Raw genomic sequence first — 13,622 nt, 5'->3', positions numbered from 1 at the left:
ACAGGAGAACCTAAAAACATGCAAAAATTTGCTCCCTCATTGTTAGCTGTTGGTTTAGCAGCGGCTCTTGTTGGTTGCCAAGAAAGCGGCCCGCAAGATGCAAAAGTAACCATTAATAAAAACCCATACCCAAGTACTTATCAACCCGTTGCTACATCAAGCACATTAATTACCAATGCCACTGTATTAACTGGCACGGGTGAGCGTTTAGATGAAGCCGATGTATTACTTGTTGATGGTAAAGTACAGCAAGTAGGTAAAGATTTAACCGCTAACGCAGACACCACTATCGATGCGCAAGGCAAATGGGTAACACCAGGTATTATTGATGTTCACTCTCATTTAGGTGCTTACCCAAATCCGTCGGTTGAGTCTCACCAAGATGGCAACGAAATGACTAGTCCAAATACAGCGGAAGTATGGGTTGAGCATTCAATTTGGCCACAAGATCCAGGCTTTAATCGCGCACGTGAAGGCGGTATTACCTCGTTACAAATTTTACCAGGTTCAGCTAATTTATTTGGTGGACGTGGCGTTACCCTTAAAAATGTACCGGCTCACACCATGCAAGGGATGAAGTTTCCTGATGCACCATACGGTTTAAAAATGGCGTGTGGTGAAAACCCTAAACGCGTTTATGGCCGTAAAGGTGAATTACCGATGACACGTATGGGTAACATGGCAGGCTATCGCACAGCTTGGATTGGTGCGCAAGAGTACAAGCGTGCTTGGGACAAATACGATGCTGATTACGCTGCGGGTAAAAACCCAGAAGCTCCACACCGCGATATTAAATACGATACCCTTCGCGGTGTTTTAGAGGGTGAGGTTCGTATTCACAATCACTGTTATAAAGCTGAAGAAATGGCGATGATGATCGACCTTTCTAAAGAGTTTAATTACCATGCGGGTACATTCCATCACGGTATTGAAGCTTATAAAATCGCAGATTTACTGGCTGAAAATGGCTCGTGTGCAGCACTTTGGCCAGACTGGTGGGGCTTTAAAATGGAAGCCTACGATATGGTACAAGAGAACGTAGCGATTGTTGATGCAGTTAAAAACTCATGTGCCGTTGTGCATTCAGACTCAGACACGACGATTCAGCGCTTAAATCAAGAAGCCGCAAAAGTAATGTACAGTGCAAACCAAAATGGTTTTGATATTTCTGAGCAGCATGCAATTAAGTGGATCACGGCTAATGCCGCTAAATCACTCGGCATTGAAGATAAAACAGGCTCACTTGAAGCAGGTAAACAAGCTGATGTGGTTATTTGGAATCAAAGCCCATTTAGCGTTTACGCAAAAGCAGAGCAAGTGTTTGTTGATGGCGCAAAAGTTTACGATAGAAACGATAGCGCATTCCAAGCACAAAGTGATTTTATGTTAGGTCAACAATAAGGAGCACCCAGAATGAAAAAATTATCACGTTCGTTTTCGCTTTCTCTGGTTGCTGCAGGGTTACTAGCATCGGGTGCGGTGAGCGCTCAATCTCTTGCTATAATTAACGCAACACTGCATACATCCTCAGATCAAGGCGTATTAGAGTCTGCCAGCATCGTAATGAATGATGGCAAAATTACTGCAATCAATCCTAGCGATGTTAAAGCAGATAAAATTATTGATGCCAAAGGTCAAATCGTGACCCCTGGTTTTATTGCCACTGTAAATCAACTTGGTTTAGTTGAAGTAGGTGCGGTTGCGGGCTCTCGCGATGCGGGAGAAGAAAAAGCAGGTATTGATTTTGATGCAAGCTTGGCATTTAACCCTCGTTCAAGCCTAATCCCTTATGCACGTAAAGGCGGTGTTACTCGCGATTTGATCACCCCGTACGGCGGTGACAGCATATTTGCAGGCCTTGCCAGTGTGGTGGATTTAAGCGGCAGCTTTGAAAGCGTAAACAAAAAGCAAGCGGCATTAGTGGTTCATTTGGGTGAGCGAAGCAAAGGCTCTCGTGCATTTACATTGCAAACACTGATCAATAAGTTAGATGAGCACCAAACTAAAGCAAGCAAAGAAGCTAAAAAAGACGATGCTAAGCCAAGTGCTGAAGATAAAATAATGGCTAAAGTACTAAAAGGCGATATGCCATTACTAATTAGTGTGTCGCGTGCATCGGATATTGTTGAACTTATAAAAGTGAAACAGCAGTTTGGGGTAAATATTGTTCTTAATGGTGCGCAAGATGCCGTTGTAGTTAAAGATCGTATCGCAAAAGCGGGTATTCCTGTGATCATCAGTGCAATGGATAACTTACCAGGCAGTTTTGATTCATTACATGCAAGCCTAAATAATGCCGGCATACTAGAAAAAGCAGGTGTTAAAGTACTTTTAACTGTGGGTGGCGATGCCAGTCATAATGTTTACCAGCTCCGCTATGATGCCGGTAATGCAGTGTCTTATGGTATGAGCCAGCAAGGCGCGTTAAAAGCGATGACTTCAAATGTGGCTGATGTATTTGGTATTAATGCCGGTAGCTTAGAAGTGGGTAAAGTCGCTGATGTTGTAATGTGGAGTAATGACCCGTTTGAGCTGAGCAGCCACGTAAATAAAATGTTTATTAATGGGGTTGAGGTAAGTACTGAATCTCGCCAAGATAAACTGCGTGAGCGCTATACAACAGAATCAAACATGCCACGTGCATACACTAAATAAACTTGTTTAGTTGAATTTAAAGGCCGCATTAGCGGCCTTTTTTATGAACAGCTTTTACTTATACCAATCCGCAAAGTAAACCACTTAAATAAACGAATTGGTATTAGGCACAAAAAAGGCGCTCTTTGGAGCGCCTTTTCATTCATTTAATTGATTTATACCAGTTTAGATAAAATCTCGTTAAATGTTGTGCTTGGGCGCATTGCTTTAAAAGCTGCATCGTCATTTGGCTGGAAGTATCCGCCAATGTCCATTGCTGGGCCCTGTGCATCGTTTAGCTCGCTAACAATTTGCTCTTTGTTAGTTTCAAGGTCGCTAGCAATTTGCGTAAACTGCGCTTTAAGCTCGCTGTCATCATTTTGCTTAGCAAGTTCTTGTGCCCAGAATAAAGATAAGAAGAAATGAGAACCACGATTATCAATCTCTTTTACTTTACGTGAAGGCGACTTGTTTTCAGCTAAGAATGTGCCGGTAGCTTTATCAAGTGTATCTGCAAGTACTTGTGCTTTTTTGTTACCTGTTGTTGTGCTTAGGTGCTCAAGTGAAGCAGCAAGGGCTAAGAATTCACCTAAAGAATCCCAACGTAAGTGGTTTTCTTTCTCAAATTGTTGAACGTGCTTAGGAGCAGAGCCACCCGCACCAGTTTCAAATAAACCACCGCCGTTCATTAGTGGCACAATTGAAAGCATTTTAGCACTGGTACCCAATTCTAAAATTGGGAATAAATCTGTTAAGTAATCACGTAACACGTTACCCGTTACAGAAATTGTGTCTTTACCTTCTTTGAGGCGTGCTAGTGAGAACAAGGTTGCATCCATTGGCGATAAAATTTGAATATCTAGGCCAGCTGTATCGTGATCTGGCAGGTATTTATTTACTTTTTTGATTAGCTCAGCATCGTGTGCACGTTCTGCATCTAACCAGAAAATAGCCGGATTACCTGTTGCGCGAGCGCGGTTTACTGCAAGTTTAACCCAATCTTGAATAGGTGCATCTTTAACCTGACACATGCGCCAGATATCGCCTTGCTCAACACTGTGCTCAAGTAACGTATTACCGTTTGTGTCTACAACACGGATAGTACCGTCAGCTTTTGCTTCAAATGTTTTATCGTGTGAGCCGTACTCTTCTGCTTTTTGAGCCATAAGGCCAACGTTTGGTACGCTACCCATAGTCGTAGGATCAAATGCACCGTGCTCTTTACAAAAATCAATCGTTGCTTGGTAAACGCCAGAGTAACAACGATCTGGAATTACAAAGCTTGTGTCTTGTAATTTATCGTCTTTATTCCACATTTGACCGCTTGAACGAATTGCAGCAGGCATAGAGGCATCGATGATCACATCACTTGGTACGTGTAAGTTTGTAATACCACGATGAGAATCAACCATTGCGATAGCAGGGCGGTCAGCGTAAACAGCTTGAATGTCAGCTTCAATTTCTTCGCGCTTAGCGTCATCTAAAGTTTGAATTTTAGAGTACACATCGCCTAAACCGTTATTTACATCAACACCTAGCTCTTCAAAAAGTGCACCGTGTTTTGCAAAAACGTCTTTGTAAAATACTTTTACAGCGTGACCAAAGATGATTGGATCAGATACTTTCATCATGGTCGCTTTCATATGAAGCGAAAATAACACGCCTTTTTCTTTAGCTGCATTAATTTCAGCTTCAAGGAATGCTTGTAATTTTGCAGCACTAATACGTGATGCATCAATAACTTCACCAGCAAGTAGCGGTGTGCTTTGCTTAAGTACAGTGATATCGCCATTAGCCGCTACGTGTTCAATACGAACATCCGTTGCTTCATCAACAGTTAGTGACTGCTCTGAACCAAAGAAGTCACCTTCTTCCATGCTTGCAACATAAGACTGTGAATCTTTGCTCCATGCACCCATAGAATGTGGGTTATTACGTGCATATTCTTTTACTGAACTTGGTGCGCGACGGTCAGAGTTACCTTCACGAAGTACAGGGTTTACTGCACTGCCTTTAATTTTGTCATAGGCGGCTCGAATCGCTTTTTCTTCATCGTTTTTAGGTTCTACAGGGTATTCTGGAAGTGCATAACCTTTTTCTTGAAGCTCTTTAATTACAGCGCGAAGTTGTGGAACTGAGGCACTGATGTTCGGTAATTTAATGATATTAGCTTCTGGTGTTTTCGCCATTTCGCCAAGTTCTGCAAGTGCATCACCAATGCGTTGTTCTTCTGTTAGGTAATCCGGGAAGCTCGCAATAACACGACCAGCGAGTGAGATGTCGCGTGTTTCAACTTCAACACCTGCCGCATTTGTGTACGCTTGGATAATTGGTAACAACGAATACGTTGCTAATGCCGGAGCTTCGTCCGTTTTTGTATAGATAATTTTTGATGTCATCATCATTCCTAGATAGTAGGCCGCATTGGCCAAATTCAACAATGCAAAGAAATCATCGCCTAATACCTTATAAATAAAGTATTAATGTATGCAATGAGTAGTCTGTTAGGTGTTGGTACTCGTATAACCTAAACAAGGTAAGAATAATCACACCTGACGGACTAGTGTCTTTTATAACTAAAATTTATGTAAATCTAAACTAGCCATTAGGCTAAAGTAATTACGTTTTACAGGATAAAGAGTGTAACAAGCTTGGCTAAAAAGGGCTAGGATTACGCGCTAAACGCCAGCAGTTAAACATCTAATAGTGAAATTATTGGGGTAGATAAAATAAAATCAAGGAGTGGGGTTGAATTAACGAACAATGAAGCAATTAATATGGAAGTGGTTAGGGATTTTAGGGAATTAAGCGAGGATCTAAATAGGTCGCTCGCTTTAGTCTCATATTTACAATCACTCTAAAATATCGCCGTTAGGGGCTATATTAGTAGCGTGTAGACCTTTAGGGCCTTGTTGTAATTCGAAGGTAACATCTTGACCAGCTTTAAGCGTCTTGTATCCGTCCATTACAATAGTGGAGTAATGAGCAAAAATGTCGTTCTCGCAACCGTCTTCTACGATGAAACCAAAACCTTTGGCGTTGTTGAACCATTTGACTTTACCACAAGCCATACTTCTACATCCTTCTATAAGTTGACTAATTTAGTTATCCTAAACTGTATTGTTTGCTAGACTGACTAAGGTTTAATCAATCACCATTTGACTGTAGTTTATTTAAGCAACCAGTCAAGTGTTTTGGGTTATTTTTTAACATTTTATTTATTTTTTTATTCAAGTTTGCTTGAGTTACAAAGACAAGACTATATTTAATTATGAGTGGTATGAAAGATTCTGGTGTTATCGACACCGTTCGCGATAGTGAAAAGCAAAAGTTGCAGCCACCGCGAAAATATAAAGTTGTGTTAAACAACGATGATTACACGCCGATGGATTTTGTAATTGAGATCTTGATGACGTTTTTTAATATGGATAGCGATAGAGCAACTGATGTGATGCTGCAAATACATCAGCAAGGTAAGGGCATTTGTGGTGTTTACAGCGCAGATGTAGCACATACCAAGGCTGAGCAAGTTAACCGCTACTCAAGGGATAACGAGCATCCACTGCTATGTAGTTGTGAGCAGGAATAAATACCACAAAGGTGAACTTTCATCTTTGAAGTGCGGTATAAAATTATTATCTCTGTAAGGGGTTGCCAATGCTAAATAAAGACTTAGAACTAACTTTGAACACCGCGTTTCGTGAAGCGCGTACACGTCGTCATGAGTTTATGACCGTAGAGCATCTTTTATTAGCTCTACTCGATAATCCATCAGCTGGAGAAGCGCTTAATGCGTGTGGTGTTGACATTTCTGGATTAAAAACAGAGTTACTTGAATTTATTGATGAAACCACACCGGTTATTCCTGATTTAGAAGAAGAACGCGAAACTCAACCAACGCTTGGTTTTCAGCGTGTATTACAGCGCGCGGTATTTCATGTGCAATCTTCGGGAAAAAATGAAGTGACTGGTGTAAATGTGCTGGTGGCTATTTTTTCTGAGCAAGAAAGCCAGGCAGTTTATTTACTTAAAAAGAATGATATTTCTCGCCTTGATATTGTTAATTTTATTTCTCATGGGATTGCCAAAGGTGACGACGAATTAGGCGATGATACTGACGATATACATGAAGAAGTGCAAGAAGTTGCCAGTGAAGAAGCGAGTAAGCTCGACAGCTTCACCACTAATCTCAACATACAAGCCAAAGAGGGCAACATTGACCCTCTAGTTGGTCGTGACAGCGAAGTAGAGCGCACTGTACAGGTGTTGTGTCGTCGTAAAAAGAACAACCCATTACTGGTTGGTGAAGCTGGCGTGGGTAAAACCGCTATCGCTGAGGGTTTAGCGTATCGAATTGTTAACGAGCAAGTGCCTGAAGTTATTGCTGATGCGGTTGTTTACTCATTAGATATGGGCGCTTTGCTTGCAGGTACTAAATACCGAGGCGATTTTGAGAAGCGCTTTAAAAGCTTATTAAAAGAGCTGCAAGCAAAACCAGGCTCTATTTTATTTATAGATGAAATTCATACCATTATCGGTGCAGGTGCTGCATCGGGTGGGGTAATGGATGCCTCAAACTTAATTAAACCGCTACTTTCTAGTGGACAATTGCGTTGTATGGGTTCTACCACCTATGGTGAGTACAAAAACATTTTTGAGAAAGACCGTGCCTTGGTACGTCGCTTTCAAAAAATTGATGTGCTTGAGCCCAGTGTGGAAGACACCACTAAAATTCTTAACGGCTTAAAAGAGCGTTATGAAGCACACCATGGTATTCGTTACACGCAAAAAGCGTTGAAGGCGGCAGCCGAGCTTAGCGCTAAGTACATTAACGAACGTCATCTGCCTGATAAAGCGATTGATGTTATTGATGAAGCGGGTGCAAGCCAACGCTTGTTACCTACCTCTAAACGTAAAAAAACGATTGGTGTTTCTGATATCGAGCTGATTGTGTCAAAAATGGCGCGTATCCCGCCACAAAATGTATCATCGTCTGATAAAGAAACGCTGAAAAACTTAGACCGTAACTTAAAAATGTTAGTGTTTGGGCAAGATCAGTCTATTGATGCATTAACTTCTGCTATTCGTTTGTCGCGTTCAGGTTTAGCGAATGAGAACAAACCCGTAGGCTCATTCTTATTTGCAGGCCCAACGGGGGTCGGTAAAACTGAGGTTACCAAGCAATTAGCTAAATGTATGGGTGTTGAGTTTATTCGTTTTGATATGTCTGAATATGTTGAGCGCCATGCGGTGAGCCGTTTAATTGGTGCGCCTCCGGGTTATGTTGGTTTTGAACAAGGCGGCTTACTAACAGAAGCGGTCATTAAAAATCCACACGCTGTTGTACTTTTGGATGAGATTGAAAAAGCCCATCCAGATATCTACAACATTTTATTGCAAGTTATGGATCACGGTACGCTAACTGATAATAATGGCCGTAAAGCCGACTTTAGAAACGTCGTAGTCGTGATGACCACTAATGCCGGCGTGCAAGAAACCACACGTAAGTCGATTGGCTTTAGTGAGCAAGACCATACGCACGATGCAATGGGTGAAATTAATAAAGTATTTTCACCAGAATTTAGAAACCGCTTAGATAACATTATTTGGTTTAATCACCTCGATAAAGAAGTTATTTTACAAGTGGTTGATAAGTTTGTTGTGGAGCTTCAAGCGCAACTAGACAAGAAATCAGTTAATCTTGAGCTGACGTCTAAAGCACGTGAATGGTTGGCTGACAAAGGCTATGACAAAGCAATGGGCGCACGCCCTATGGCACGTGTTATTCAGGAAGACCTTAAAAAGCAATTAGCAAACGAAATACTGTTTGGCGAGCTAATCTCTGGCGGTACAGTAAAAGTATCGGTTAAAGATAAAAAGCTGCGTTTTGATTACGAAAGTGATTTAACCCCAGCCTAATGGTCGTTATACAAAAGCCTGCTTTGCGCAGGCTTTTGTATTTGCCAAAGAAATAGACAACAAAAAACCCAGCAAAGGCTGGGTTTTTTGTTTATTAAATGTAATTACTGGCGAGTATCCATTAATTACATTTAATAAACGCTTAAAGCTAGTTTGCACTAGCCAAAAACTAAATCTCGTTTACGCACTTACTTAGCGAGCACGGAATACGATACGACCTTTCGATAAATCGTAAGGAGTCATTTCTACCGTTACTTTATCGCCGGTTAAAATACGGATATAGTTTTTGCGCATTTTACCTGAAATATGAGCCACAACTACGTGACCATTTTCTAGCTCAACTCGGAACATTGTATTTGGTAAAGTATCAAGGACTGTCCCTTGCATTTCGATTACGTCTTCTTTCGCCATGTTTAGCGTAACACCTCTTTAATAGTTAAACGCTGCAGATTTTGCCCAAAATACGCCAATAAGTAAAGGCGCAGGAGCTATTTTTGTAAATTAAATAGCCAGCCACTGGTCATTGCACTGTTTTTGAGCAGGTAAAAACTGCGTTTTATAGTTCATTTTGTCGCATTCATCTATTTGATAGCCTAAATAAACAAATTGTTTTTGTTGCAGTTTAGCAAATTTAAGTTGCTGTAATATCATTACAGTGCCTAAACTAAAGTGCTCATAGTCAGGGTCAAAAAATGTATAAATTGCCGAAATAGCGTTGTCCATACAATCAGTTACAGCAACAGCCACTAAGTTATCTTGATCCCAAAGCTCAATAAAAGTAATGGTTAACCAACTACAAAACAAAAAGCTTTGAAATTGTGATTTATCAGGTGGATACATACTACCGTCTTGGTGGCGCAAGCTAATGTATTTACTGTAAAGTGGATAGTATTGTTCGCGTTCAACTTGAGAATATTTTACCTCAAAGCGGTTTTTTGCTTTGTTAAGTTTACGTTTTTGCGATTTTGTCGGCATAAACTCATCAGCTAAAACGCGCACAGAACTACATGCGCTGCAAATAGGGCAGTGCGGACGGTAAATTTGGTTACCACTGCGACGAAAGCCTAATGCTAACAATGACTCAAATTTAGTACTACTGTAACAACTCGGATCGAGTATGACCAACAGTTGCTCTTGGCGGTTAGGCAAATAACTGCATTCAAATGGTTGGCTTAGACCAATACGAGCGGGAAGTTGTTCATTCATAAATCGCGATTAGCTCCTGTGGCTGCCACATACTGGCAGCTGGGGTGTAACACTGTGCTTTATTAAGTTTAGTTAAAAATTCTTCACGTGGAATAACGCTAGCACCTAACGACATTAAATAAGGATTTTCTAATTGGCAATCAATAAAGTGCGCATTATGGCGTTTAAGCCAATTAACCAGCGCCCACATAGCCAGTTTGGAGCAATTTGTTTGATGATGAAACATTGATTCACCACAAAAAACACCGGTTTGCATGATGCCATATAAGCCACCTGCAAGCTCTCCCTCGCGCCAAACTTCTAAACTATGAGCAAGGCCATGGTGATGGGCATTAATGTACGCCTGTTGCATTTGTGGGGTGATCCAGGTGCCATCGGTATCAATACGCTGATCGCGACATGCTTCTATCACTTCTTCAAAGGCATGGTTTATGGTTACGGTGACCGGGTGCTTTTTTAAATGTTTTCGTAGGCTTTTACTAACATGAAAGTCATTGAGCTCAACAATACCCCGCTCACTAGGCGACCACCACATAATTGGCTCGTGCTCACTAAACCACGGAAAAATACCTTGGCTGTAGGCATTTTTTAATCGCGCTACCGACAAGCATCCACCAATGGCAAGTAAACCATCGGGATCATCTAATGCATGGTTGGGATCAGGAAAAGCAAAGTGGCTTTGAGCGAGTTGATAGAGTTGTTTAGTCATAACACCGATTGAATAACTGCATGGTCAAGGTAAAGTGTAACCTGTTGCTTTAAAATCACAAACCACAAATTATTGTGTTGTCCATAGGGTTGAGCAGGGCTTACATTCCTGTTAGGTAAATTTTAGACATAAAAAAAGCGCGTTAAAAAACGCGCTTAATTAAATGGTAAACTAATCGAATTAGCTAACCACTTTTACAGGTACTGCTTGTCCAGCGTTAAACTTAGTTGTCATTGCTTCTTCAACAGGTGTAAACGAGGTAAGGTCAATACCTTCAACCGCAGACTTATACTCTTCGATAGTCGGGAAACGACCAAGTACAGTAGAAAGTACTACAACCGGCGTAGAACCTAGTAGTGACTCACCTTTTTTCTCAGATGTATCGGCTACTACACGGCCTTGGAACAGACGAGTTGATGTTGCGATAACAGTGTCACCAGGTTCAGCTTTTTCTTGGTTACCCATACATAAGTTACAACCAGGGCGTTCTAGGTATAGGATATTTTCATACTTAGTACGTGCCGCTGTTTTTGGTTTTTCATCGTCAAATTCAAAACCTGCGTATTTAGCAAGAATATCCCAGTCGCCTTCCGCTTTAAGCTCATCAACAATGTTGTATGTTGGTGGCGCAACAACTAATGGTGCTTTGAATGAGATAGAACCGTTTTTCTTTTCTAGGTTACGCAGCATATGAGCAATAATTTTCATATCGCCTTTGTGAACCATACACGAACCAACGAAACCTAAATCAACAGGTTTGTCGTTGTAAAAAGAAACAGGGCGGATCACATCGTGAGTATAACGCTTAGAGACGTCATCGTTGTTCACGTCTGGATCGGCAATCATTGGCTCAACGATTTGGTCCAAATCAACCACAACTTCTGCGTGGTATTTAGCGTTGTCGTCTGGAGAAAGTGCTGGCTCTTCACCAGATTGAATACCTGCAATACGTTTGTCAGCTAAGTCGATTAGACCTTGTAGCGTTTGCGCTTCGTTATCCATACCTTTGTTGATCATGATTTGGATACGTGATTTAGCAAGTTCAATTGACTTAATTAGCGTTTCATCATTTGAAATACAGATTGACGCTTTCGCTTTCATTTCTGCAGTCCAGTCAGTGAAAGTAAACGCTTGGTCAGCCATTAGGGTACCAATATGCACTTCAATGATACGACCTTGGAATACGTTTTCGCCACCAAATTGCTTAAGCATTTGCGCTTGCGTTGCATGTACAACGTCGCGGAAATCCATGTGCTTAGCCATTTTGCCTTTAAACGTCACTTTAACTGAATCAGGAATCGGCATCGCTGATTCACCGGTTGCAAGTGCAACAGCAACAGTACCTGAATCGGCACCAAAGGCAACGCCTTTAGACATACGAGTATGCGAGTCACCACCGATGATGATAGCGCGATCATCAATTGTAATGTCGTTCAATACTTTGTGAATAACGTCAGTCATTGCATGGTAAACGCCTTTCGGGTCACGTGCAGTGATCAAACCAAACTTATTCATAAACGCCATTAGTTTAGGAATGTTAGCTTGTGCTTTGCTATCCCATACTGATGCAGTGTGACAACCAGACTGATAAGCACCATCAACAAGTGGTGAAATCGTTGAAGCAGCCATCGCTTCTAATTCTTGTGCTGTCATTGGACCGGTTGTATCTTGCGAACCAACGATGTTCACTTTAACGCGAACGTTTGAGCCTGCATGAAGTGGTGTATCAGATAGAACACCTACCGCATTACGGTTAAAGATTTTTTCAACCGCTGTTAAGCCTTGGCCTTCATGTGAAATTTCTTTTGAAGGTGCATACACAAGAGGAGTTTCAATGCCGAGCGTTTCAGCAGCAAACGTTTGTAGTTTCTTACCAAATACTACAGCGTAAGAACCACCAGCTTTCATGAATTCAACTTTTTGCGGTGTGAACGCTGATGATACATCAACCAGTTCTTTATCACCGTTATAAAGCTTTTTCTCTTTTGTATTGATTGTTAATACAGTACCTGTGGCAACTGAATAAGCTTCTTCAAGCACTGCATCGCCATTTTCATCAGTTACAGTATTGCCGTCTGCATCTACTTTCTTAACCCAGTTTTTAAGATCAAGACCAATACCGCCGGTTACATCAACCGTCGTTAAGAAGATTGGTGCGATACCATTAGTACCTGCAACAACAGGTGCAATGTTGATGAAAGGAACGTATGGACTTGCTTGTTTACCCGCCCAAAGTGCAACGTTATTTACACCAGACATACGAGATGAACCAACGCCCATTGTGCCTTTTTCAGCAATAAGCATTACTTTAGCATTAGGGTGTTTCTTTTGAAGTTCAACGATTTCTTGTTGTGCTTCTTCAGTGATCATACACTTACCGTGTAATTCACGGTCAGCACGTGAGTGTGCTTGGTTACCTGGAGACAGTAAATCAGTTGAGATGTCGCCTTCACCAGCAATGTAAGTTACTACTTCGATTTTTTCTTCGATGTCAGGAAGTTTTGTGAAGAATTCAGCTTTTGAGAAACTCTCTAGTAATTCTTTAGCAATTGCGTTACCTGCTTCGTAGGCCGCTTTTATGCGCTCCATATCAGCATCGTATAAGAATACCTGAGTTTTAAGTACTTCAGCCGCTTGTGCTGCGATTGCTGCGTCATCACCAAATGCTAAATCAATTAGCATTTCAATTGACGGGCCGCCTTTCATGTGTGAAAGCAGTTCAAATGCAAATTCTGGAGTGATCTCTGCAACGTGCTCTTCACCTAAAATGATTTCTTTTAGAAACTGTGCTTTAACGCCCGCAGCACTAGTTGTTCCAGGTAAAGTATTATAAATAAAGAAATGCAGTGAATCTTTACGGTGCTCGTTATTAGTATCTTTAATTTGATTAATTATTTCTGATACTAGTTCAGCGCTATCGATTGGTTGTGGGCTTAATCCAAGCTCCGTTTTACGGGTTTGGATTTCTTCCATATATTTTGTATACAAACTCATAGAAAACTCTCGGTAATTTACTTGATATGAAGTTAAGCATTTTAACTGATTTTACAGTTGCTAGTAATGCCTAAATGAATAAAGCTTTTATTCCTGACGATAATTATAGCTAGTTTTACTTATATAATTTGACGGTATTTGTTGCTCACCCTTAGATCCT

The 13,622-nt window shown here is 41.1% G+C and carries 10 protein-coding genes; 4 read left to right on the top strand and 6 right to left on the bottom strand.

The annotated features are described in order from the left end of the window. Positions 1 to 18: 18 nt before the first annotated feature. Together ND6B_RS18305 and ND6B_RS18310 are read left to right on the top strand one after the other, a co-directional pair. The gene (locus tag ND6B_RS18305) at positions 19 to 1,401 is read left to right on the top strand and encodes an amidohydrolase (RefSeq protein WP_016899875.1); all 1,383 of its coding nucleotides are present in this window, start codon (positions 19 to 21) and stop codon (positions 1,399 to 1,401) included. Between the two features lie 12 nt (positions 1,402 to 1,413). Further along, positions 1,414 to 2,655 (top strand): amidohydrolase family protein, encoded by a 1,242-nt coding sequence (locus ND6B_RS18310; protein WP_033102517.1) that lies wholly within the window; start codon positions 1,414 to 1,416, stop codon positions 2,653 to 2,655. Between the two features lie 155 nt (positions 2,656 to 2,810). On the opposite strand, the gene ND6B_RS18315 is transcribed toward ND6B_RS18310, so the two are convergent. Then, positions 2,811 to 5,033: an NADP-dependent isocitrate dehydrogenase gene (locus tag ND6B_RS18315; RefSeq protein WP_033102516.1), complete on the bottom strand. Its 2,223-nt coding sequence runs from the start codon at positions 5,031 to 5,033 to the stop codon at positions 2,811 to 2,813. Positions 5,034 to 5,486: 453 nt separating this feature from the next. Further along, positions 5,487 to 5,705 (bottom strand): cold shock domain-containing protein CspD, encoded by a 219-nt coding sequence (cspD, locus tag ND6B_RS18320; protein WP_013464751.1) that lies wholly within the window; start codon positions 5,703 to 5,705, stop codon positions 5,487 to 5,489. A gap of 209 nt (positions 5,706 to 5,914) precedes the next feature. On the opposite strand from cspD, the gene clpS reads away from it, so the two are divergent. Continuing rightward, positions 5,915 to 6,223, top strand: coding sequence for an ATP-dependent Clp protease adapter ClpS (gene clpS, locus ND6B_RS18325; RefSeq protein ID WP_008110102.1), 309 nt, complete (start codon positions 5,915 to 5,917; stop codon positions 6,221 to 6,223). A 68-nt stretch (positions 6,224 to 6,291) separates the two neighbouring features. Then, entirely contained in the window at positions 6,292 to 8,553 is a 2,262-nt protein-coding gene (gene clpA / locus ND6B_RS18330; RefSeq protein ID WP_016899877.1) for an ATP-dependent Clp protease ATP-binding subunit ClpA, read from the top strand. A gap of 192 nt (positions 8,554 to 8,745) precedes the next feature. Here clpA and infA read toward each other — a convergent pair whose 3' ends face one another. From infA to ND6B_RS18350, 4 genes are all read right to left on the bottom strand, one after another. Continuing rightward, on the bottom strand, positions 8,746 to 8,964 hold the full coding sequence (gene infA / locus ND6B_RS18335; protein WP_002962494.1) for a translation initiation factor IF-1: 219 nt from the start codon (positions 8,962 to 8,964) through the stop codon (positions 8,746 to 8,748). 90 nt (positions 8,965 to 9,054) lie between these two features. After that, positions 9,055 to 9,759, bottom strand: a complete 705-nt coding sequence (locus ND6B_RS18340; RefSeq protein ID WP_016899878.1) for an arginyltransferase — start codon at positions 9,757 to 9,759, stop codon at positions 9,055 to 9,057. Further along, the gene (gene aat, locus ND6B_RS18345) at positions 9,752 to 10,468 is read right to left on the bottom strand and encodes a leucyl/phenylalanyl-tRNA--protein transferase (RefSeq protein WP_033102515.1); all 717 of its coding nucleotides are present in this window, start codon (positions 10,466 to 10,468) and stop codon (positions 9,752 to 9,754) included. Before aat ends, ND6B_RS18340 begins: the two co-directional genes overlap by 8 nt. A 180-nt stretch (positions 10,469 to 10,648) precedes the next feature. Next, on the bottom strand, positions 10,649 to 13,462 hold the full coding sequence (locus tag ND6B_RS18350) for a bifunctional aconitate hydratase 2/2-methylisocitrate dehydratase (RefSeq protein ID WP_081844607.1): 2,814 nt from the start codon (positions 13,460 to 13,462) through the stop codon (positions 10,649 to 10,651). Positions 13,463 to 13,622 lie beyond the last annotated feature (160 nt).

The organism is Pseudoalteromonas sp. ND6B, from assembly GCF_000764215.1.
Taxonomy (GTDB): domain Bacteria; phylum Pseudomonadota; class Gammaproteobacteria; order Enterobacterales; family Alteromonadaceae; genus Pseudoalteromonas; species Pseudoalteromonas tetraodonis.
Note: the sequence above shows the minus strand (reverse complement) of the source record. Positions and strands in the feature narration are given on the sequence as shown.